The 22,458-nt window shown below is 65.2% G+C and carries 20 protein-coding genes; 8 read left to right on the forward strand and 12 right to left on the reverse strand.

What is annotated here, in order from left to right:
• Nucleotide 1: 1 nt before the first annotated feature.
• Nucleotides 2-1,189 (reverse strand): phospholipase D-like domain-containing protein, encoded by a 1,188-nt coding sequence (locus tag LC083_RS04810; protein WP_226699410.1) that lies wholly within the window; start codon nt 1,187-1,189, stop codon nt 2-4.
• Between the two features lie 112 nt (nt 1,190-1,301).
• Between LC083_RS04810 and rpoZ the strand changes: the two genes are divergently transcribed.
• Both rpoZ and LC083_RS04820 read left to right on the forward strand, forming a co-directional pair.
• Nucleotides 1,302-1,646: a DNA-directed RNA polymerase subunit omega gene (gene rpoZ, locus LC083_RS04815; RefSeq protein WP_160608284.1), complete on the forward strand. Its 345-nt coding sequence runs from the start codon at nt 1,302-1,304 to the stop codon at nt 1,644-1,646.
• 106 nt (nt 1,647-1,752) lie between these two features.
• Nucleotides 1,753-2,943 carry a DUF3667 domain-containing protein gene (locus tag LC083_RS04820; protein WP_226699411.1) on the forward strand — a complete coding sequence of 397 codons (1,191 nt, stop codon included), beginning with the start codon at nt 1,753-1,755 and terminating at the stop codon, nt 2,941-2,943.
• Between the two features lie 127 nt (nt 2,944-3,070).
• Here LC083_RS04820 and ftsH read toward each other — a convergent pair whose 3' ends face one another.
• Both ftsH and LC083_RS04830 read right to left on the reverse strand, forming a co-directional pair.
• Nucleotides 3,071-5,035, reverse strand: a complete 1,965-nt coding sequence (ftsH, locus tag LC083_RS04825) for an ATP-dependent zinc metalloprotease FtsH (RefSeq protein WP_226699412.1) — start codon at nt 5,033-5,035, stop codon at nt 3,071-3,073.
• A gap of 81 nt (nt 5,036-5,116) precedes the next feature.
• Nucleotides 5,117-5,758, reverse strand: a complete 642-nt coding sequence (locus tag LC083_RS04830; RefSeq protein ID WP_226699413.1) for a TetR/AcrR family transcriptional regulator — start codon at nt 5,756-5,758, stop codon at nt 5,117-5,119.
• Between the two features lie 74 nt (nt 5,759-5,832).
• On the opposite strand from LC083_RS04830, the gene LC083_RS04835 reads away from it, so the two are divergent.
• From LC083_RS04835 to LC083_RS04850, 4 genes are read left to right on the forward strand one after another with little or no spacing between them, the layout of a single operon-like run.
• Nucleotides 5,833-6,966: an ABC transporter permease gene (locus tag LC083_RS04835; RefSeq protein WP_160608289.1), complete on the forward strand. Its 1,134-nt coding sequence runs from the start codon at nt 5,833-5,835 to the stop codon at nt 6,964-6,966.
• Nucleotides 6,966-7,709, forward strand: a complete 744-nt coding sequence (locus LC083_RS04840) for an ABC transporter ATP-binding protein (RefSeq protein WP_226699414.1) — start codon at nt 6,966-6,968, stop codon at nt 7,707-7,709. The genes LC083_RS04835 and LC083_RS04840 overlap by 1 nt, the downstream gene beginning before the upstream one ends.
• 1 nt (nt 7,710) lies before the next feature.
• Nucleotides 7,711-8,703 carry an efflux RND transporter periplasmic adaptor subunit gene (locus tag LC083_RS04845; protein ID WP_226699415.1) on the forward strand — a complete coding sequence of 331 codons (993 nt, stop codon included), beginning with the start codon at nt 7,711-7,713 and terminating at the stop codon, nt 8,701-8,703.
• Nucleotides 8,700-10,127: an efflux transporter outer membrane subunit gene (locus LC083_RS04850; RefSeq protein ID WP_226699416.1), complete on the forward strand. Its 1,428-nt coding sequence runs from the start codon at nt 8,700-8,702 to the stop codon at nt 10,125-10,127. Before LC083_RS04845 ends, LC083_RS04850 begins: the two co-directional genes overlap by 4 nt.
• On the opposite strand, the gene LC083_RS04855 is transcribed toward LC083_RS04850, so the two are convergent.
• From LC083_RS04855 to moaA, 8 genes are all read right to left on the reverse strand, one after another.
• Nucleotides 10,097-11,068: a HupE/UreJ family protein gene (locus LC083_RS04855; protein WP_226699417.1), complete on the reverse strand. Its 972-nt coding sequence runs from the start codon at nt 11,066-11,068 to the stop codon at nt 10,097-10,099. The genes LC083_RS04850 and LC083_RS04855 overlap by 31 nt on opposite strands.
• On the reverse strand, nt 11,065-11,850 hold the full coding sequence (locus LC083_RS04860; protein WP_226699418.1) for a peptidyl-prolyl cis-trans isomerase: 786 nt from the start codon (nt 11,848-11,850) through the stop codon (nt 11,065-11,067). Before LC083_RS04860 ends, LC083_RS04855 begins: the two co-directional genes overlap by 4 nt.
• Nucleotides 11,847-13,769: a DUF3604 domain-containing protein gene (locus LC083_RS04865; RefSeq protein WP_226699419.1), complete on the reverse strand. Its 1,923-nt coding sequence runs from the start codon at nt 13,767-13,769 to the stop codon at nt 11,847-11,849. The genes LC083_RS04860 and LC083_RS04865 overlap by 4 nt, the downstream gene beginning before the upstream one ends.
• Nucleotides 13,770-13,819: 50 nt before the next feature.
• A complete protein-coding gene (locus LC083_RS04870) occupies nt 13,820-14,473 on the reverse strand; it encodes an exopolysaccharide biosynthesis protein (protein ID WP_226699420.1) in 654 nt (217 codons plus the stop codon).
• A gap of 44 nt (nt 14,474-14,517) precedes the next feature.
• Nucleotides 14,518-14,979, reverse strand: coding sequence for a MaoC family dehydratase (locus LC083_RS04875; RefSeq protein ID WP_222555159.1), 462 nt, complete (start codon nt 14,977-14,979; stop codon nt 14,518-14,520).
• Nucleotides 14,979-16,400: an aldehyde dehydrogenase family protein gene (locus LC083_RS04880; RefSeq protein ID WP_226699421.1), complete on the reverse strand. Its 1,422-nt coding sequence runs from the start codon at nt 16,398-16,400 to the stop codon at nt 14,979-14,981. Before LC083_RS04880 ends, LC083_RS04875 begins: the two co-directional genes overlap by 1 nt.
• Before the next feature lie 27 nt (nt 16,401-16,427).
• The gene (locus tag LC083_RS04885; protein WP_226699422.1) at nt 16,428-17,516 is read right to left on the reverse strand and encodes a CaiB/BaiF CoA transferase family protein; all 1,089 of its coding nucleotides are present in this window, start codon (nt 17,514-17,516) and stop codon (nt 16,428-16,430) included.
• A 69-nt stretch (nt 17,517-17,585) separates the two neighbouring features.
• Complete coding sequence (moaA, locus tag LC083_RS04890; RefSeq protein WP_226699423.1) at nt 17,586-18,581, reverse strand: GTP 3',8-cyclase MoaA; 996 nt, start codon at nt 18,579-18,581, stop codon at nt 17,586-17,588.
• Nucleotides 18,582-18,661: 80 nt separating this feature from the next.
• Here moaA and LC083_RS04895 point away from each other — a divergent pair, with 80 nt between their 5' ends.
• Nucleotides 18,662-20,002 (forward strand): phosphotransferase, encoded by a 1,341-nt coding sequence (locus LC083_RS04895; RefSeq protein WP_226699424.1) that lies wholly within the window; start codon nt 18,662-18,664, stop codon nt 20,000-20,002.
• Entirely contained in the window at nt 20,002-21,282 is a 1,281-nt protein-coding gene (locus LC083_RS04900) for an acyl-CoA dehydrogenase family protein (RefSeq protein ID WP_226699425.1), read from the forward strand. The genes LC083_RS04895 and LC083_RS04900 overlap by 1 nt, the downstream gene beginning before the upstream one ends.
• On the opposite strand, the gene LC083_RS04905 is transcribed toward LC083_RS04900, so the two are convergent.
• On the reverse strand, nt 21,279-22,457 hold the full coding sequence (locus tag LC083_RS04905; protein WP_226699426.1) for a glycine C-acetyltransferase: 1,179 nt from the start codon (nt 22,455-22,457) through the stop codon (nt 21,279-21,281). The two genes, LC083_RS04900 and LC083_RS04905, sit on opposite strands and share 4 nt — an antisense overlap.
• Nucleotide 22,458 lies beyond the last annotated feature (1 nt).

Here is a 22,458-nt window from a genome sequence, read left to right on the forward strand (position 1 = left end):
GCTAGATGCCGAGGTTGAGGCGCCGGGTCACGGTGTAGTCGATCACCGACACAAGCACCCAGCCTGCCGACCAGCGGATGCGGTTCCAGATAGTGGCACGCTTGCGGTGCAGCTCGGGCGTGATGCGCTCCGATGCGGCATAGTGCGTTTCAAGGAACGCGCGCATCCTGTCCGCCAGCGCCCTGTCTTCGATCCGCAGCATGATCTCCAGATTGAGATAGAGGCTGCGCATGTCGAAATTGGCGCTTCCCAGATAGACCGCATCGTCGAGCACGATAAGTTTCGTGTGCAGCTTGCAGGGCGTAAATTCCCAGATCTTCGCCCCGCGCTTCAGCAGGTAATTGTAGAGCGACCGCGTTGCGCCGAGAGTGGCGCCGTTATCGCTCTTCGCGGCCATCAGCAGGCGCGTTTGCCCTTTTCGCGCCACCCGAGCGATGCGGCGCAGCAGCGTGTAGGGTGGCGAGAAATAGGCCATGAAGATGTCGAGCTTCTCGCCTTCGACCAGGTCGCGGGTGACGGATCGCGCCCAGGTAGACAGGCCTCGGGTCGGTCCGCCGACCAGCCAGCGCGCCTCTCCGTCCTCCGACTTCCAGGACCAGTCACGCACCGTGTGCCGGATCGCCCGGAAATGGGCGTGCTCGTTCTCGGTCCAGCCGCGCAGCTTGGCAAACCACCGCGACAGCCCTTCCACCGCGTCGCCTTCGAGCAGGATGGCGAGGTCGTTCCAGCCATTGGCCTCGGGCGGCGCGAAATAGTCGTCCTCGATATTGAAGCCGCCGAACATGGCGCGCTCGCCGTCGGCGATGACCATCTTCTGGTGGTTGCGGATGAGATAGCGGAAGCCGAGGCGCGGACTGAAATAATGATAGCGGCCGCCCGCCTCGCTCAGCGGTTTCAGGAACTCGTCCTTGGCCGAAGCACCGAACCGGTCGATGATCAGCGTGACGTCGACCCCGCGCGAGGCGGCTTCGCAAAGCGCATCGCGCAGGCTGGTCGAGACCTCGTCCTCGGCAAAGATGTAGAAGCAGACGTCGAGCGTTTCGCGCGCCGAAGCCACGAGTTCGAGCAGCGCGTCGCGGCGATCCTTGCCGGCGGGGAAAAAGGTCAGCGACTGGCCCTGCGCCTCGGCCGAGAAGGGCGGCGGGTCGGTATATCCGCTTGCGGCGGGCACTGTCGCTTGCTCGGCCATGCAGCGCCAGCCTTAGCGCGGGTCGCGCGCGGCGCAAATTCTTGACCTTTCGCCCCCGGCAGCCTATCTGGCCCGCTTTCCCGGAATCACTTGATTTACATCGGAGTGCCCAATGGCGCGCGTTACCGTCGAAGACTGCGTAGACAAGATCCCCAACCGTTTCGATCTCGTGCTGCTCGCTGCCCAGCGTGCGCGTGAAATTTCCGGCGGTGCGGAACTGACCATCGATCGCGATCGCGACAAGAACCCGGTCGTTGCCCTGCGCGAGATCGCCGAACAGACGATCAAGCCCAAGGATCTCCAGGAAGCCGCCGTCACTAATCTGCAGAAGATCCTGCCGGATGACGATGACGAAATGGATGAAATCGGCTCGCTCAGCCAGTCGGCAGAAGCCCTGCGCATCACTGCCTCGGCTCCGACCCGTTCGACCTCCATCGGCGCCGACTACGACGGCTAACCGACTGAAAAACGGCGGAAACCGGTTGAAAGGCCGCCCTTCGGGGCGGCCTTTTGCGTTGCAGGCCCTGACGCGCCACAATAAGGCACCTGTGATAGGAGGGCCTATGAGCGAGATCGGGGAAGCGCTGGGGACGGCCGTGGAAGGCGGGCTCTTCGCGCGCATGGTCGGCGGCAAAAAGGGTAACGGCCCCAAGGAAGGCCAACCGCTCGAGAAAGGCCATTTCGCCGAGGACGCCTGCCTCAATTGCGGCACCGCGCTGGTCGGGGCGCATTGCCATAGCTGCGGGCAGCAGGCGCACCTCCATCGGACCATCGGCGCTTTCCTTCACGACCTGCTGCACGGCGCGCTGCACTTCGACGGCAAGACGTGGCGCACCCTGCCGATGCTGATGTTCAAGCCCGGCGAACTCACCCGCCGCTACATCGAAGGTGAACGCGCGCGGTTCGTTTCGCCCATGGGCCTGTTCCTTTTCTCGATCTTCCTGATGTTCGCGGTCTTCCAACTCGCCGGCATCAGCACGCCCACGAATATTCAGGGCGATACCGGCGCCCAGATGCGCGAACTTGCGGCGTCGGAAATCGCCAAGGTGGAAGAACGGCAGGCGTCGCTGGAACAGGATCTCGAGCAGCCCGACCTCGACCCGGCGGAACGGCAGCGCATCCAGCAACAACTGGTGGAGACGAAGGAGCAGCTCGATGCCATCCACCTCGCGGAAGAGCAGGTCCCGTTCCTGAAGAACGCTGCACGAGCGGATAGCGACAAGACTGCCGCCAGTGGTCCGTCCGTCGCTGCGAACCCGGACGGTTCGACCGACGTCATGCTGGATGAGGACGAAGACCTCAGGATGAACGTCGGCGTCTCCGACATCGAGTGGATCGACAATGCGCTCGACAAGTGGCGCACCAACCCGGGTCTCATGCTCTACAAGCTGCAGACGAATTTCTACAAGTTCAGCTGGCTGCTGATCCCGCTGTCGGTGCCCTTCGTATGGCTGCTGTTCGCATGGAAATGGCGCTTCGGCGCCTACGATCATGCGATCTTCGTGACGTATTCGCTCAGCTTCATGACCTTGCTCACGCTCACGGTCACATTGCTGGGACTGGCCGGAGCCCCGCAGGCCCTGATAATCGCAGGCAGCCTGCTGATCCCGCCGATCCACATCTACAAGCACCTACGCGGAGCTTACGGCCTGTCACGGTTCAGCGCCTTCTGGCGGCTCTCCGTGCTCTCGCTCTTCATCATGGTGGTACTGCTGATCTTCTTGCAGCTCCTACTACTGCTCGGAGCACTCTGACGCCAGCAGCTTGCGGAGCCGTCATGGCCTGCGCCGCCATGCCGAACAGGAATTAGCTACCCCGCAAAAAACGCCCTCCCGTCAGGTGACGGAAGGGCGCTATCGGTCTGAATGTTAACGGGTCCTGTCAGGCGCCCTGGGGTGCAGTGCCGCCGCCGAACTTCTTGCCGGCCTTGGGGATCGCGCTGCCGGCGACCGGAGCGACCTTGACCGGACCGCTCGGCTGGTCGGGACGGTCGATCTTGCCGTCCTTCATCAGCTGGTCGATTTCCTCGCCCGTGAGCGTCTCGTATTCGAGCAGGGCTTGGGCCAGCAAGTGGAGCTTGTCTTCCTGAGTGGTGAGCACTTCCTGCGCGCGCTTCAGGCCGCCTTCGACGAGCTCCTTAATCTCTGCGTCGATCAGCTTGTTGGTCTCCGCGCCGGCCATCGTCCGCTGGGTCGACCCCATACCGAGATAGCCTTCCTGGCTCGCTTCGTACTGCAAGGGGCCGAGCTTGTCGCTCATACCCCACTTGGTGACCATGTTGCGTGCAAGGTCGGTGGCATACTGGATGTCTCCGCTCGCTCCGCTCGAAACCTTGTCATGGCCGAAGATGATCTCTTCCGCCACCCGGCCGCCCATGGCGACGGCGAGGTTCGCGTGCATCTTGTCGCGGTGGTACGAGTAATTGTCGCGCTCCGGCAGGCGCATGACCATGCCCAGCGCACGGCCGCGCGGAATGATGGTCGCCTTGTGGATGGGATCGGATGCCGGCTCGTTGATGGAGACGAGCGCGTGGCCGGCCTCGTGATAGGCGGTCATCTTCTTCTCGTCTTCGGTCATGACCATGGAGCGGCGTTCCGCGCCCATCATGACCTTGTCCTTGGCATCCTCGAATTCCTGCATCGCGACGAGACGCTTGTTGCGGCGTGCGGCCAGCAGGGCGGCCTCGTTGCACAGGTTCGCAAGATCGGCGCCCGAGAAGCCCGGAGTACCGCGCGCGATGGTGCGCGGGTTCACGTCGGGTGCGAGCGGAAGCTTGCGCATGTGCACGGCAAGGATCTTCTCGCGGCCGTCGATATCGGGGACCGGCACCACGACCTGGCGGTCGAAACGGCCTGGACGCAGCAGCGCTGGGTCGAGCACGTCGGGACGGTTGGTCGCCGCGATGATGATGATGCCTTCGTTGGCCTCGAAGCCGTCCATTTCGACCAGCAGCTGGTTCAGCGTCTGCTCGCGCTCGTCGTTTGAATTGCCAAGCCCGTGGCCACGGCTGCGACCGACAGCGTCGATTTCGTCGATGAAGACGATGCAGGGCGCGTTCTTCTTGGCCTGCTCGAACATGTCGCGCACGCGGCTTGCGCCGACGCCGACGAACATTTCGACGAAGTCAGAGCCCGAAATGGTGAAGAAGGGCACGCCCGCCTCGCCCGCGATGGCGCGGGCCAGCAGGGTCTTACCGGTGCCGGGCGAGCCGACCAGCAGCGCGCCCTTCGGAATCTGGCCGCCCAGTTTGGAGAATCGGCTCGGGTCTTTGAGAAACTCAACGATCTCTTCCAGCTCCTCGCGCGCCTCGTCGATGCCGGCCACGTCATCGAAAGTGACACGGCCCTGCTTTTCGGTGAGCATCTTGGCCTTCGACTTGCCGAAGCCCATCGCGCCGCCAGCGCCGCCCCCCTTCTGCACCTGGCGCAGGGCGAAGATCGCGATGCCGAGGATCAGGACGAAGGGCAGCATCTGGATCAGCGCGTAAAGGAGGATGTTCTGGCTGCCGGAATCGCGGCCCGAATATTGGACCCCGTTTTCGTCGAGCAGCTTGGGCAGTGAAGTATCGCTCGCGACCGGGATGGTGCTGAAAGCTTCGCCTTCCTTGGTCACACCGACGATCTGTTCTTCGGAAATCTCGACCGACTTCACGTCGCCCGCGGCCACCCGCTCCTTGAAGTCGGAATAGAGCAGGGGCGTACCGCTGCCGCCGCTCGAATTGCCGAACATGGAGACGACCAGCAACAGGCCGAGGAACACGCCGCCCCAGACGAAAAGGCTCTTGATCCACGGATTGGGGCCGTTGCCCTCCGGATCGGGCTGCTGGTCCTGATTCTGATCGCGCATTGGCGGCATTCCTTTCAACGTATCCCGGAATGTAGGATGGCGCTGGTGAATGGCAAGTTTAGACCATCTGCCGGGCAGCGCCTAATTTCGATTACACTCTTCGACTGCGTAGGCCCTGCAAAAGACCTCCACCGCGCCGTCGATCCGCTGGCGATCGCGCACCGGATCGGCCGGGAAGCCGAACCTTCGTTCTAGGTCGCCCATGCCCTTGCACATGGATGCGAACTGTTCGACCGCGAGGTCGATATCCTCGATTTCTACCTCGCCCGCCTCTTTCATCACGCCGAGCAGGCCGGAAAATGCCGCCTTCATCCGGTGCGGGCCGGCAGCAAGAAAGGCCGCGCCGATGGCCGGTTCGTGCTCAGTTTCCGCGGCGATCCGCCGCTCGAACTGGACCATTTCGGGCCGCGAAAGGAAGGCCATCATCGCCTCGCCGATAGCGGTCAGGCGCTGGCGCAGCGTGCCCGATGGCGAGGGCTGCACCGCAAAGGCTGACCGCATACGTTCACATTCGGCCTCTACCGCTGCAGTGAACAGGCCGCGTTTGTCGCCAAACTGGTTGTAGATGGTGACCTTGGACACGTCGGCTTCGGCAGCCACGTGCTCGATCGCGGTCGCGGCATAGCCATGTTCGAAAAAGGCGCGCGTCGCGGCTGCGAGAATCGCCTCGCGCTTGGCCGTGCTGACCGGCCGGCCTGCCTTCTTCGATTTCGCAGTTGACAAAATGAACGGTCCCGTTCAGTTGAACGCCTGCGTTCACTAATGGACGAGTCGCAGCGGAAAGGCAAGAAAGCGCCGTGATCTGGATTGCCATCCGCATGCTGACCGGGGACGCACAGAAGTTCTACGGACTGGTCTTCGGGATTGCCTTCTCGACCCTGCTCATCACCCAGCAACTGACCATTTTCGTCAATCTGATCGAGCGCGGGGCGAGCGGTGTCTACAATGTTTCGAGCGCAGACGTTTGGGTCATGGACCCCGTCAGCCGCACGACGGACGTTGCCTATGCGATGCCTTCGACCGCCCTCGACAAGGTGCGTGGCGTGCCCGGCGTCGAATGGGCCGTGCCCCATCTCAGGGCACAGGCAAGCGTTCGCACGAAAGATGGCGACCTTGAAGGCGTGGCGGTCATCGGCGTCGACGATGCGACGCTGATCGGGCTTCCCAAGGCAATGGTCGAAGGTTCGCCCGACGTTCTCTCGCAGCCCGACAGCGTCATTATCGACGACGTTGGCACCACGCGCATGTTCCCCGACCAGTCGCCGATCGGCGAGCGGCTCGAACTCAACGACCAGCGCGCGGTGGTGCGGGGGATTGCCGATGCGATCCCCAGCTTTACCAGCACGGTCGTGCTCTACACCAAATACAGCAGGGCGCTGAATTTCGTACCCGGCACGCGCAACCGCCTGTCCTTCGTGCTCGTCGGCGCAGAAGACCCCGCGCAGGCCAAGGCCCTGTCCGAACGGATCGAGCGAGAGACCGGCCTCAAGGCCCAGACCCGCGACGAATTCGCGCGCGACGGGGTGCAGTTCATCATCGAAAACACCGGCATTCCGCTGAACTTCGGGATTACGGTGGCACTCGGTTTTATCGTCGGCGTCGCGATTGTCGGCCTCACCTTCAGCCTGTTCATCCGCGACAACATCAAGCAGTTCGGCGCGCTCAAGGCGATCGGCGTCACGAACCGGAAGATCCGGCGGATGGTCATAGCCCAGGCAGGGCTTGTCGGGATTACCGGCTACGGCCTCGGGGTCCTCGGCACGATTGCCTTCATCTGGAGCTTTTCCGCCAATCCGACCTTCAAGGGTTTTTACATCCCCTGGCAGATCCCGCTCATCAGCCTTGCGGCAGTCGCGCTCATCCTCGCGCTGACCGGCTGGCTGGCGCTGCGCAACGTGCTCAAGACCGAACCTGCGGCGGTGTTCCGCTGATGGGACGCATGCTCGACACCAGCGCCATCGGTGGCTGCAAGCCGGACTCCGCGATCTGCACGCGCGGCGTCACGCGCGATTTCACCGCCGGCCAGCAGACCATCACCGTATTGCACGGGATCGACCTCGACATTCGTGCGGGCGAAATGACGTTCCTCGTGGGCGAGAGCGGATCGGGCAAGACGACGCTCATTTCGATCATGTGCGGCATTCTCTGGCCGACCCTTGGCGAAGTGAAGGTGTTCGGCACCGACATCTACGATCTCGACGATACGGCGCTGGTCGAATTCCGCCTCAACAACATCGGCTTCATCTTCCAGCAGTACAATCTGATCCCGTCGATCGACGCTGCCAGCAATGCCGCCGTCCCCCTCATCGCGCAGGGCATGGACCGGCACGAAGCGCGCGAGCGGGCGGTAGAGATGATGGCCAAGCTCAACATCCGCGATCAGGCCGACAAGCTGCCCAGCCAGCTGTCGGGCGGCCAGCAGCAGCGCGTCGCAATCGCCCGCGCGCTGGTCCATGAACCGCGCCTCGTGGTCTGCGACGAGCCGACCGCAGCGCTCGATGCGGCATCCGGCCGTCGCGTGATGGACCTCCTGCGCGAAGTGGCCGTGGCCGAAGACCGCGCCTGCATCATCGTCACCCACGACAACCGCGTTTTCGACCTCGCCGACCGTATCCTCATGCTCGAGGACGGCAAGATCATCCATGACGGCAGCGAAATGCCCGAGGACCACTGACATGGCTTTCAATCTCCGCAATCTCAGCTTTTCGAGGCAGATCCTCCCGGTCATCGCGATTGTCGCCCTGTTGCTGGCGGCTATCTTCATCGTAAGCGGTCTTCCCGACCGGACATTGAGTGAGCCGGAACGCGATCCGCCCCGTGCCCCCGAAGAGCTTGCCGATGCCCCCCGCGTCGCCGGGTCGGGCGTGGTCGAGCCGTCGAGCGAACTCATCCAGATCGGTTCTGCACTGTCGGGCCTCATTACCGGCCTTTATGTCCAGCCGGGTGACCGGGTCACCCAGGGCCAGCTGCTGTTTACCGTCGACGACCGTGCCGCGCGCGCTGGGCTGCGCGAAGCGGAAGCAGCGATCGGCGAAGCACGGGCGGCAATCGCAGAGGCGCAGACCGCGCGCAGCACGGCCCTGCGCCAGCTCGATCTCTATCGCGGCGTCGACGATCCTGCCGCCGTCAGCCGTTCGGAAGTCATCCGCGCGGAAGGCGAAGCAAGCGCTGCAGGCGAACGGCTCTCGCTTGCCCGTGCCCGCCTCGAAGCTGCGCAGGCGCGCGCAGCCAGCGCCCGCACCGAAATCGGCCGGCTGAGCATCCGAGCGCCGATTGCGGGCGAAATCCTGGCGGTGAACATCCGCAAGGGCGAATATGTCTCGACCATGGGCGGCGGTGGCTCCCAGCCCTTCATCGAGATGGGTCAGACCCAGCCGCTGTTCGTGCGGATCGACATCGACGAAGAGCAGGCCGCACGATTGAAGCTGGGCGCTCCTGCCACCGTCAGCCCGCGCGGCGCGTCCGATCGCCAGGTCCAGGCACGCTTCGTGCGCGCCGAGCCGCTGGTTGTTCCCAAGCGCTCGCTCACCAACTCCGCTGCAGAGCGCGTCGATGTGCGCGTGTTGCAGGTCCTCTATGCCCTGCCCGACGCAAACAGCGAGGAGGAACGCCTGTTCCGCGTGGGACAGCAGGTCGATGCCTATATCCCGGCGGTGAAGGCACGATGAGGCGCGCGTTCCTGATCGCGGCCTCCACCCTTGCGCTGGGCGCCTGTGCGGGCGGTCCGCCGCCCGAAGTGACAACGCCCGAGCCGGTCCTGCCTGCGCAATATCTTTACGCACCCGATACGGCGACGGACACTGCACTCGCCGCGTTGCTGCCTGCTAGTGATCCCGCATTCGACACGCTGGCTGCACAGGCGCTCGCCGGCTCCCCGACGCTTGGTGAGGCGCTTGCCCGGATAGAGCAGGCACGCGCAGGCGCGGACCGTGCTGGTGCCGAACGCTTGCCCAGTGTCGGTGCCAATGCGAGTGTCGAAGGCAGGCGCAGCAATCCTGCGCAGTTCGGCGGCAACTTGCCCGCCGCCATTTCCTTCGACACCGAACAGATCGCCTATGCCGCGAATGTCACGGCCCGATGGGATCTCGACCTGTTCGGCCGCCTGCGCGCACAGGAACGCGCGGCCCTGGCCCGCATCGATGCAGCCGACGCCTCCGCCCGCGGCGTGCGCAATGCGCTGTTGGCCGAGATCGCGGCGAGCGTGATCGACTGGCGCACGCTGGACGCCCGCAAGGCAGCGATCGAGGAAGACCTCGCCGCAGCGACCGAATTGGCAAGGCTGGCAGGCGTGCGCGAGCGCGCGGGCCTTGCGCCCGGTTTCGACCGGGTACGGGCCGAAAGCGCCGCAAACGCCTCGGGCAGTCGCTTGGCGGCGGTCGAGAGCGAGCGTGCCCGGATCATCGGGCGACTGGTCACGCTGACCGCCCAGGGCGGCGCGCAAGTACGCGCGGCACTCACCGCAAATGCGCCGGACGTCGGTCTGGCGAATGCACCGGCAAGCCTGCCGAGCGAATTGCTCGCCAATCGCCCCGACGTGCTGGCCGCAGCAGCCAATCTGGCAGCGGAAGACGCCGAACTGGCGGCAACCGCCCGCCGCCGCTTCCCGACTTTCGACCTGTCGGGCGTCATCGGCCTGCTGGCCTTCAGCCCGGGCGACCTGTTCGACGAGGATTCCATCGTTGGCTCGCTAGCTGCCGGCATTGCCGGTCCGCTGATGGATTTCGGTCGCATCGAGGCCGAGATCAATGGCGCGGCGGCGGAAAAGCGGGCCGCCTTCGAGGCGTATCGCGAGGCGGTCTATACCGCGCTGGGCGATACGGAGGCGGCGTACGGGCTCGTCGCTGCTGCGGATCTCGAGGCCTCGGCCGCAGCGCAGGAGGCCGCCAGCCTGTCGCGCGCGGCAGCGCTTGCCGAAACCCGCCAGCGCGCCGGTCTCGCTGATTTCCTGACCGTGCTCGAAGCCCGGCGTGCCGCCGATGCGAGCGGCGAGCGGGCAGCGGCTGCAGCCGGCCGTGCGGCACGGGCGCGGGTCATCCTTTGGCAGGCGCTCGGCGGCGACACTCAGCCGATCACGCGGTCGACCAGCCAGTAAGCCCCGGTGATACCGATGGCGTAGGAGGCGAGCCGCAAGGCGGTTGCCTCGACGCCCGGACGCATTCGCCGGACAGCCCACAGCAGGCCCATTACGAGCGCGATCACGAGTAGCTGTCCTGCTTCGACGCCGAGGTTGAAGCTCACCAGCGCTGCCGGCACCTCGCCTTCGGGCAGGCCGATTTCGCGCAACGCCCCGGCAAAGCCGAAGCCATGGAGCAATCCGAACAGGAACGCGACAAGCCAGGGCAGGCGGCGGGTCAGCGTCTCGCGCGTGCCGCGCGCGATCTCCACGGCGAGGAATACGATCGACAGCGCGATCAGGGCCTCGACCAAGCGCTGGGGCAGCCCGGCGAAGCCGAGCGTGGTTGCTGCCAGCGTGAGCGAATGCGCCACGGTGAACGCCGTGGCCGCCTTCACGACCGCCCAGCCTCGGCCGACGAGCAGGACCAGCGCAATCACGAAGAGCAGGTGATCCCAGCCGGCCAGTATGTGTTCGACGCCGATCACGAAGTAGCTGCGCCACACCTGCGTACTCGACGGGACAGGCGAGATTTGCGCCAACGGCTTGGCAGCGGTCAGCCGGTGCACCTGCACGGGACGGTCCAGCGGTGCGACCCGCAGGACAGCGTCCGACTGGCCGACCAGCGCCGGCCAGCCCATCGCCTTGCCTGCCACCGGCCCATCGCAGCGAACGGCCGCGCGTCCGGTCACGGCAACGGCAGCTTTGTCGAGCACCGGCTCGCCATCGAACCCGCAGCTTTCAGGCAATTGCGGCCGTGCCCGACTGGGCGCGTTGGGTCTCGACAGGGGCTCACGCCAGCCGATGTTCCAGCGCGTCTCGTCAACCTGTTCGAACTGGATGGATATGGGCCGAAGCTCGTCGGCCAGCGCCGGCGACGAAAGGAACACGGCCAGCAGGATCGCCAGCACGCGGATCATTCGATTTCCACGCTATAGGCTTCGCGCAGCAGCCGGAAGGCTTCGGCTCGCCGGTTTGCCAACGTTCCGTTCCGCCAGTCGGCCTCGACCTTGTCGCGCACGCTCTCGAAGGGCTGCGTTGCGACACCGCTACGCTTCGTCAGGCGCACGAGATGCCAGCCGAAGCCCGAAGGCAACGGTCCTTGCCACTCGTCCGACACCGGCAATTGGGAAATCTCGCCGACAAATTGCGTACCGAATACGCGCGACACCTCGTCGATTGTGACGCCGTCCATCCCGCCGGGAAGGCTGATCGCCATTCCGCTTGGTTCTTGGTCGCCCGACGCACCGAGCGCGGCAGTCTGGTTGTCGAAGTAGAGCTGTTCGAACGTGACCTCGCCGCCGCCGCCGAACCGGTCCGCATTGGCGGAATGCCATTGGCGCAGCACCTCTTCCGAAGGGCTGGAGGTTTCGACCTCGGCACCCGCCAGCTCGTCCATCTTGGCAGCCAGGCGCCGACGGACTGCCGGGTCGCCCTGGTCGAGGCCGAGGCGCAGCGCCTCGCGGTAGAGAATTTCTTCGCGCACCCAGCGATCGACCTGGGCCGCAAGCTCGGCATCAGTCGGCGGCCTGCCCATGGTCCGTTCGAACCCGAGGGCGAGCGCGGCCTGTTCCTCGCGCGAAAGCACGATCGTGCGATCGGCAGGATCGACCGGCTCGCCCCGGAGCGCGATCAGCCCCCAGATGACCGCTCCGGCGATCAGGAAATGCGCGAGCGGGTCGCGCAAGGCCTTGCGGATCATTTCATGATCGGCGGTGCATCGCCGGGTGTCTTTCGAGGCCGAAGCCAGACGGGCGAGGAATAGGCGCGTTCCTGCGTGACGCTGGCCTCGACCACCTCCGAAGGCAGCTTCAGGCCAAAGCGCTTGGCATCGAAGAGCACCCAGTTCGGCGTAGGGATCTCGAGCACGCGGACGTAATAGAAGGCCCGCTGACCCGCACGGTAGTCGGGATCGGTCCAGGTGGCCCGCAATTCTGCCGCACCGATGGAGTTCGCATAGCTCGCCTGTGCACGGTCAACCGTATCGCCGACCGGCGGCAGGGCATCGGCACTGGCGCCTTCGCGACCGCTCCAGGCGATATTATAGACCTTCTCGCGCTGGGTACCGTCGGCATCGAGCCAGCCCTTCACGATCTGGACCCGGTCGAGGTTTGCCCCGTCCGGATCCTTGAGCGCGCTCACGAGGAACACGGGCGCTTTGCCCGCATCGACAAGGTCGCCGCCCATGGGCACGCCGCGCGTGTATCCCGCGCGGACCCAGTCGCCTTCCCAGTCGCTTTCGCTGAAATCGAAGCCTGCAAAGAGCCGCACAACCATGCGCGAACCCGTGGTCGCATAGACTTCGCGCCGCATGAAGGCATCGAAGATTTCCGCACGCGTGTTTCCGCGCGCCCAGGCGGCCGCATAGCCGCTGGCGAGGTAGTGCCAGCCGAAACGCCCCTGCCGTGTGCCGAGGTTCTGCGGCAGCATGGCGCGATCGCTTTTCGGCTCGTTACCCGTATGCTTGCCGAAAAAGTTGTCCTCGTCGGCAGTCGCTAGCGCCGTGTGGCTGTCGGTCGAACCGATCAGGCCGAAGGCGTAGGGATTTGCACCCAGCCGTTGCTCCAGCGTCAAGCCGCGCAAGAGGGCGGAACGCACGTAACTTCCCGCGAACATGTCCGGCGTCGTCTTGGCGGTAAGCGGCAGATTGCCAAGGTCCCATCCGGCATCGCCGAAACCGGCGAACTCGTCGTTCGGCGAGAGGAAGGAATGGGTCTCGCTGTCACCCTTGATCTGCGTCACCTCGACGACCGGTTCGCGGGCCGCTCTCCGGCGTGCGTATTCTGCGCTCATCGGGCCGCCATCAGGGCCAATCAGTTCGAACATCATGCCGTTCGACAGGTTCGAATTGTGCGGTATGGCGAGGACCTTGCCCGAGGTCTTCTCCTCGTAAGCCTCCATGTAATCCCACAGGCCGCTCACGTCGCCATCTAGGCCGGGATAGGGCACGACCTCGCCCGTCTTGGCGCTCCCGTCGCGGAACATGACCACGCGGTGCAGATTGTTGCCGCCCGGCATGAGCGTCCATTCGAAGCCCGCAAAGGCCGTGAACGTGCCCGGATCGTTGTACCGGTCGAGCAGCGCAAGGTGCCGGTTCCACAGGTCGCGGGTCGCCTTTGCCTGCCGTTCCGGATCGCGCAGCGCCTCGGGAATCTCGTCATTCGCGGCTGCCGTGATGAGCTCTGCCACGGCCCGGGTCGATTGATCAGGGCTCTCGTGCATCATGTCGCGCCAGCGCCGCAGCGTGGGATCGCGCACCATCATTCGCGGTGCATCGTAAAGGCGGCGGGTTGCGCCCATCGCGTCCGAGTGGTCGGCAATGACGAGGAAATCGAGCGGCCGGTCGAGCCGCGCCGCGGTCCCGGTGGTGGCGATCACCTCCTCGCCGCGCGCGAATTTCAGCGCATCTTCCGCGCCCAGCCTGACGCCGAAACCGAAAGCATCGACCGACACGTCCGTATGCAAATGGGTATCGCCCCAATAGGGCCGGTCGGGGAACTCGGCGAGTTCGATAGTGTCCGTCCCGTCGCCGCTCTTCGCCTCGTCTGCGCCGCCCGTACCGGGCATGCCGCAGGATGCGAGCAGGAAGGGCGCAGCAAGCAACCCGAAGCGTTTCATCATCCCATTATCCCCTCTCCGCCGGCGAATGTGCCGGAGCGCAGGGGATCAGGTCAAGCAGGTATGCTGTTTGAAACCCATTCGAGCCGCGCCATGCCCCCGTCACCACCCTCTTCCGAGGTGGAATAATAGTAGGTGCCGCCGCCCAGCGCAGCGACGGCGAGCAGCATGGACAGCAGCATGATGGCCCCGTCGCGGACGGTCAGCGCGAGCCCGATGGCGGCGATCGCCAGCATCGGCCCACTGCTGGCAAAGGGCAGGAATTCGAGCGGCGGTACGGTCAGGCAGAGCAAAATCACGACCGCAGCCGCAATCCGCACCCAGATGCCCTTGGTCAGCGCTTCGAGGCGGCCGTGGCTGTGTTCGTCAAGCCAGTGGGCAATACCGCGCAGCTTGCCGATGCCCTTGTGCAGCTTGCGGCTTTCGATTGCGCGGTCCTGCAGCCATTGCGGCATCCAGATGTGGTCCTTGCCGAACAGCAATTGCACCGCGACCAGGCCGATCACCACGGCAAGGAACGTCGGCACGCCCGGAATACCGCCGACCGGCGTGATCTCCAGCAGTGCGGGCAGCATGATGAAGGGCCCGAAGCTGCGCCCGCCGAAATCGTCGAGCACATCGCCGATACGGACCTTGCCGCCCTTGGCGGCAAGGTCGTCGAGTTCGCCCAGTACGTCCTCGACGCCTTCGGGTTCGTGATCGCTCATGCGCCTCTCCTCAAGCGGTCAGAACGCACGAACTGCCAAAAAGGCTACGCGGCGCCGGCAGGTGCCTTCTTGAGCAGCGCCGAACGTTCGCACCGGCAGACCACCTCGCCGCGCTGGTTCACAGCTTCGTGGAGGAAGGTCACGATGCCGGTGTCGGGCCGCGACTTGCTTTCGCGAAGGCCCACGACCTCGCTCGTCGCATGGAGCGTGTCCCCGATGAAGACCGGCTTGGGCATGACCAGCTTGTCGTAACCGAGGTTCGCCACCAGCGTGCCCAGCGTCGTGTCGCCCACCGAGAGGCCCACCATCAGCGAGAAGGTATAGGTCCCGTTGACGAGGATCTGCCCGAACTCGCTTTCCTTGGCCGCTTCCACGTCGAGGTGGAGCGGCTGCGGATTGTGGGTCATCACGGTGAAGAAGAGGTTGTCCGCTTCGGTCACCGTGCGCCGGATCTCGTGGGTCAGCTTGTCGCCGACCTGCCATTCATCGAAATAGCGGCCCGCCATTACGTATCGAAGCCCATGACGGCCTTGACCTCGAGGAAGTCGTGGAAGCCCCACTCGCCCCATTCGCGGCCGTTGCCGGACTTCTTGTAGCCGCCGAACGCCGCGTTCATGTCGTAGCCGCCGTTGATAGCTACGCGGCCTGCGCGAATGCGCTTGGCCAGGCTTTTCGCGGTCTCGATATCCTCGCCCATGATGTGGCTGGCGAGCCCGTATTCGGTGTCGTTCGAGATGCGGATCGCATCGTCGTAATCCTCGTAGCCGAGGATGCAGAGCACCGGCCCGAAGATTTCCTCGCGCGCGATGGTCATGTCGTTGGTGACATCGGCAAAGACGGTCGGCTTGACGTAATGGCCGGTCTCCAGGCCCTCGGGCTTGCCCGGACCGCCGGCGACCAGCGTCGCGCCTTCCTCGATACCCTTTTCGATAAGGCCCTGGATCTTGTCCCACTGGGCTTTCGACACGACGGGGCCGATGGTGGCATTGCCCTTGGGATCGCCGGGGATCACGCCCTCGGCGGCTTCCTTCGCGGCGACCTTGGCCTCTTCCATCCGCTTGTGCGGTACGAGCATGCGGCTGGGCGCAGTGCAGGTCTGGCCCGAATTGCCCATCATGGCCGTGGTGCCGCGCATGACCGACTTGGTGAAGGCGCTGTCGTCGAGGATGATGTTCGGGCTCTTGCCGCCCAGTTCCTGTGCCACGCGCTTGACCGTGTCGGCCGCATTCTTGGCGATCAGGACGCCTGCGCGGGTCGAGCCGGTGAAGCTGACCATGTCGATGTCGGGGTGGCCCGAAATCGCCTCGCCCACGCCCGGTCCGTCGCCGTTGACGAGGTTGAAGACACCCGCCGGCACGCCTGCCGCATCCAGGATCTCGGCAAAGATATAGGCGTCGAAGGGCGCAATCTCGCTGGGCTTGAGCACCATGGTGCAGCCCGTCGCCAGTGCCGGGAAGACCTTGCAGGCGATCTGGTTCAGCGGCCAGTTCCACGGGGTGATCATGCCGACCACGCCGATCGGCTCCCACACGTGCAGCGTCGGGCCGTCCTGCCGTTCGAACTCGAACTTCTCGAGCACCTCGATGGCGGTCTGGCAGTGGCCGGCAAGAAGGCCCGTGTGCGGACCGTTCGCAAGACTCATTGGCGCGCCCATTTCCTCGCTTACAGCAAGTGCGAGATCATCCTTGCGATTGGCGATCTCGGCCTGGATTGCGCGCAGCAGCTGGAGGCGTTCTTCCTTGCTCGCCTGGCTGAACGTCTCGAACGCACGGCGCGCGGCCTTGACCGCCTTGTCGACGTCGGCAGCACTGCCGAAGCTGATGTGACCGATGGTCTCTTCGGTGGCGGGATTCTCGACCGGCTGAGTATTGGCGGTGACCGGGTCGACCCACTGGCCGTCGATGTAGAACTTGGTGCAATCGCGCATGGAAACTCTCTCCTTATGCGCGCTCCACTAGCCCCCTTCGCTCCAGCGCGCCACCACCTCTTCGCCGTCCTGCGCACTGTCCCGGATCGTACCCGGCGTGCGGTCGAAACGCGGGGCGGGCGCGGTGTGCCAGCGCCCGCCGTGCTCGACGAAAGCGCCGCGCGCCTTCATGTGCGGATGGTCTTTCGCCTCGTCCAGCGGGACGACTGGGGCGAAGCAGGCGTCGGTGCCTTCGAGCAGGACGATCCATTCTGCCTGCGTCTTGGTCTTGAACATGGCCGCAAGGCGGTCGGTGTAGTCGTCCCAATTGGCGGGGTTCATCTGGCCTTCGCGCAATTCCTCGGGCGCATCGGCACGCTGGAGCAGTTCGGCATAGAACTGCGGCTCGATCGCACCGACGCTGACTTCCTTGCCGTCGGCACATTCGTAGCAGCGATAGAAATGCGCCGCCCCGCCGAGCAGGCCCGCCCCGCGTTCGGTCGTGCGCAGGGCGCTGTGCGGCTGGCCGAAGAAGAAGCTCATCAGGCTGGTCACGCCATCGACGATTGCCGCGTCGACGACCTGCCCCTTGCCGCTGCGCTCACGTTCGTAGAGCGCGGCAAGGATGCCCATGGCACAGTACATCGAACCGCCGCCGAAATCGCCGACGAGGTTCTGCGGCGGGATCGGCAATTCACCCTTCGCACCGATGGAATCGAGCGCGCCGGTGATCGCGATATAGTTGAGGTCGTGACCGGCGGCCTGCGCCAGCGGCCCGTCCTGCCCCCAGCCGGTCATGCGGGCATAGACGAGCCGCGGGTTGGCTTCGAGCAGGACATCAGGACCCAGCCCCAGCCGCTCCATCACACCGGGCCGGAAGCCTTCGATCAGCACGTCGGCATGGGCCAGCGCCGCACGGACGAAATTCTGCCCTTCCTCGCTCTTGAGGTCGACCGCTGCGCGGTGGCGGGCGCGTTCGACCACGGGGTTCATGGGCTGGTGGCCGGGCCGTTCGATCCGCACGACTTCCGCGCCCAGGTCGGCAAGCATCATCGCCACGTGGGGGCCGGGTCCGATGCCCTGGAATTCGACGACCCTGAGGCCGGTAAGCGGTCCGTTGGCGGCGTGTTCGCCCATGATTCTCTCCTCGTTTCCGGCTGGGAAACAAGGCGAAACGGTTCGCAATTGCAACGCTTTTCGATGCGGTCAGCCGCCGGTGACGCTCATGTGCCTGTGCGTGGCAGGTTCGGGTCGGGCGATATCGAACAGGTGCCGCTGCGGCTTTCCCGCCAGCAAGAGGTCAAGTGCATCGTCGAGCGCGCCTGCGCCCGACGACCGCATGATATCGCGCAGCTCGACCTTCTGGTCGTGGCCGAGGCAACCGAAGACGGTCCCGGTAGCCGCGATGCGGATGCGATTGCACCCCGCGCAGAAATTGTCGCTCAAGGGGGTGATGAACCCGATCTTCCGACCGGTTTCGGCCACATCGACATAGCGCGAGGGGCCGCCCGTCCGGTGGAGCGAGGGGGTCAGCGTCAGCTCTCTCTCCAGCAGCTCGCGCGCTTCGGAGAGCGGCAGGTAGGTGTCGCCGCGCTCCCCCTCGACATGGCCCAGCGGCATCGTCTCGATCAGCGAGAGGTCGCAACCGCGCGCGCCGCACCATCGTGCCATGGTGACGATCTCGCCATCGTTGACACCGCGCAGGGCGACCATGTTGACCTTCACCGCCATTCCCGCAGCAAGGGCGGCATCGATGCCCGCGACCACTTTCGCAACGTCGCCGCCGCGGGTGATGCGCGCGAAGGCATCGGGATCGAGCGTGTCGAGGCTGACGTTTACGCGGGCGATCCCGGCGGCGCGCAATTCCTGCGCCATCGCGGGTAGGCGCGTCCCATTGGTCGTCAGCGTCAGTTCCTCGAGGCCGCTGTCGAGCAATCGTCCAAGCATCCGCGCGAGATCCGTAAACCCCTTGCGGACCAGCGGTTCGCCGCCGGTCAGCCTGATGCGTTTCACGCCGCGCGCCACCAGATGCGCGGCAAGCTGCGAGATTTCTTCCAGCGTCAGCAGGTCGCGGCGCGGGAGAAACTCCATCTCTTCGGCCATACAATAGGTGCAACGAAGGTTGCAGCGGTCCGTGACCGATAGCCGGACGTAATCGATCCGGCGGCCGAAGCTGTCGACCATGGAGGAGGCTGCGCTCATGCCGGCAACGATAAGGCCAGTTCGCCGGAAGTCGAGGCGGGACTTGAGGGGGACCCCGCCTTGATGCACAAGTCGTGGCGATGGGAGATTCTTCGATAGAGCTGGCTGAAGGGCTGGCCCGCGCGATCGCTCGCGCCGGCCTTCCCCGCCCCGGCACACAAGAACGCCTTACAGGCGGCGCAACGATGGAAAGCTGGCGCTTCTCGGCCGGAGGCGAGGATTTCGTCCTGCGCCGTGCGCCCAGCCTCGAATTCATGAAGGATCGCCCCTTCGGCCATGCGACCGAGGCGGCGGTAATCGAGGCTGCCCGCGGTGCCGGAGTTACCGCCCCCGAAGTGGTCTGCGTGCTGGAAGAGGCCGACGGCATCGGCAGCGGTTTCGTCATGCGCACGCTTCCCGGAACGCCCGACCCGCGCGCCATCCAGGCGATGGACGGGCAGGACGCGCTGCTGGCCGAATGCGCTTCGCAGCTTGCCCGGATTCATTCGCTCGGTGCCGGGGACCTGCCTGCCGATGTGCCGGTGATGGATTACCGCGAGGCGATCGCCCGCCTGAGCGACCAGTTCGAGGAAGCGGGTTCTGACCGCCCGATCATCGCGCTGGGCCTGCGCTGGCTGGAGGACAATTGCCCCGATCCGGTCGAGCCCGTGCTCAATCACGGCGATTTCCGGCTTGGCAATCTGCTGGCCAAGGATGGCGGGCTGACCGGCGTGCTCGACTGGGAGCTCGCCCACCTCGGCGACTGGCACGAGGATCTCGCCTTCGGCTGCATGGCGGTCTGGCGCTTTGCCCGGTACGACCGCCCCGGCCTCGGCCTCGGCAGCATGGAGCATTATCTCGAGGCCTACGAAGCGAATGGCGGCCGGCAGGTAGACCGCGCCCGGTTCCGCTTCTGGACGATCTACCGCACCGTCTGGTGGGCCATCGGCTGCCTGCGCATGGCCTCCTACTGGCGCAGCGGCGAGGACCGGATGCTTGAACGCACCGTCATCTCGCGCCGGACCAGCGAGCAGGAGGTCGACCTGCTCCTGCTGCTCGAACAGGACGCGCCGGAAGAAGAACGCGCCCGCCCGGTCATGCTGCCCGAAATGGCAGAGGAAACCGGCGAGGCGAGCGACGGCGAAATCGCCACAGCGATCTCCGAATGGCTCGGCACGATCAAGGACCGGATGGAAGGGCACGACCGCTTCCAGCTGGCCGTGGCCCGCAATGCGCTGGGCATGATCGCGCGCAGCCAGGCAGCCCGCATCGGCATCGGCGACCCGGCACTTTCGGGCGCCTTACTGGACGGCGAGGTCGATTTGTCATCGCCAGGGCTGCTCGCAGAACTGAGAAGCGCCGCGCTTGCCAAGCTGGCCGCCGACGTGCCCAAATATCCCGCGCTGGCGGTTGCCCGCAAACTCTGGACCGGAGCAGATTGATGGACTTCACGATCCCGCAGGACCTCGAAGACTATTACGCCGAACTCGTCGCCTTCATCGAAGCCGAGATCGAGCCGCTGGTCGCGAAGGATGACAACATCCGCTTCTTCGACCACCGCCGCGAATGGGCGCGGACCGATTTCGAGGAAGGCGGCCTGCCGCGCCACGAATGGGAAGACCTGCTGCGGCAGGCGCGCAAGGTTGCCGACAAGGCCGGGCACTGGCGCTTCTCCGCGCCGAAGAAATACGGCGGCAAGGACGGGTCGAACCTGTGGATGGCAGTCATCCGCGACCGTTTCGCCCAGCGCGGCCTCGGCCTGCACAACGACCTCCAGAACGAACATTCGATCGTCGGCAATTTCCCTTTCGTCGCCATGTTCGAGACCTTCGGGACCGAGGAACAGAAGCAGGAATTCATCCTCGGCGGTTTCGAAGGCACGCGCCGCGTCGCCTTCGGCCTGACCGAACCGCATCACGGCTCCGACGCCACGCACATGGAAACCCGCGCGGTCCGCGAAACGCGGGGCGGCGTCGAAGGCTGGCGCATCGACGGCGAGAAGATGTGGATCACCGGCATGCACGTCGCCACCCACTGCGCGCTCTTCGCCCGCACCGACGGCGAGGACGGCTCGGCCCGCGGTATCACCTGCTTCCTCGTCCCCAACCCGACAGAGGGCCTGGAAATCGAGGAGTGGCTGTGGACCTTCAACATGCCCACCGACCACCCGCGCCTGTCGTTGAACAATGTCTGGGTGCCGGACAGCGCGATCCTGGGGCAGGAAGGCCGCGGCCTCGCGCTGGCGCAGAGCTTCGTCCACCAGAACCGCATCCGGCAGGCCGCTTCCTCGCTCGGCGCGGCGCAGTATTGTGTCGAAGAGAGCGTGAAATACGCCCGCGAGCGCAAGCCCTTCGGCGAGGAACTGGCGCGCAACCAGGCGATCCAGTTCCCACTGGTCGAACTGGCGACCCAGTGCGAAATGCTGCGCCTGCTGATCTACAAGACCGCGTGGGAGATGGACAACATGCCCCACGAGGAGATCGAGCGGACCATCTCCGACAAGGTGTCGATGTGCAATTACTGGGCGAACCGTCTCGTGTGCCAGGCTGCCGACTGCGCCATGCAGGTGCACGGCGGGATCGGCTATTCACGGCACAAGCCCTTCGAACACATCTATCGCCACCACCGCCGCTACCGCATCACGGAAGGCGCGGAGGAGATCCAGATGCGGAAGGTGGCGGCCTACCTGTTCGGCTATCTCGGGCCGAGGCGTAAGGGCTAGAGCCGCTCCTTTACCCGCGCGAAGGCGGCCAGCGTCTCGTCGACGTCGGCTTCGCTCAGTGCAGAGGACATCTGCGTGCGGATGCGCGCCTTGCCCTTGGGCACCACGGGGTAGGAGAAGGCGGTCACGTAGACGCCCTCGACCATGGCTTCGGCCGCGAAACGCTGCGCGATCTCGGCATCGTAGAACATGATCGGGATGATCGGGTGTTCGCCCGGGATGAGGTCGAAGCCGAGCTTTTCCAGCCCTTCGCGGAAGCGGGCCGTATTGCGCCGCAGCCGTTCGAGCGCCGCACCTTCGCGCACCAGTTCCATCGCCTTGAGGCTGCCGGCGACGACTGGCGGAGCCACGGTGTTCGAGAACAGGTAGGGCCGCGAGCGCTGGCGCAGCAGCGCGACGATTTCCTTCTTCGCGGAAGTGTAGCCGCCGCTCGCCCCGCCCAGCGCCTTGCCGAGCGTGCCGGTGGTGATGTCCACCCGGTCCATGCAGCCGCGGTACTCATGCGTGCCGCGGCCGGTTTCGCCAAGGAAGCCGGTGGCGTGGCAGTCGTCGAAATGCACCAGCGCGCCGTATTTTTCAGCGAGGTCGCAGATCCTGTCGAGCTGGGCGATGTGCCCGTCCATCGAGAACACGCCGTCGGTGGTGATCAGCTTGAAGCGCGCACCGGCCTCGTCGGCCGCCTTCAGCTGCGCTTCGAGATCGGCCATGTCGTTGTTCTTGTACCGATAGCGCATTGCCTTCGACAGGCGAATGCCGTCGATGATGCTGGCATGGTTGAGCTCGTCCGAAATGACTGCGTCTTCGGGGCCGAGCAGGGTTTCGAACAGGCCGCCATTGGCATCGAAGCAGGACGGGTAGAGGATCGTGTCCTCCATCCCGAGGAAGTCGGACAGCTCCGCTTCCAGCTGCTTGTGGATGTCCTGCGTACCGCAGATGAAGCGCACCGAGGCCATGCCGAAGCCGCGCTCGTCGAGGCCTTCGCGCGCGGCCGCCATGATCTGGGGATTGTTGGCAAGGCCGAGGTAGTTGTTGGCGCACAGATTGATCAGCTCGCGCCCGTTCACTTCCACCCGCGCCGACTGCTGCGAGGCGATGAACCGCTCGTTCTTGGTCAGGTTCTGCGCTTCGATGGAATCGAGTTCGGCCTGCAGATGGGCCTGGAATTCACCGTACATG

The sequence above is a fragment of the Qipengyuania gaetbuli genome (genome assembly GCF_020524765.1).
GTDB lineage: Bacteria > Pseudomonadota > Alphaproteobacteria > Sphingomonadales > Sphingomonadaceae > Qipengyuania > Qipengyuania gaetbuli_A.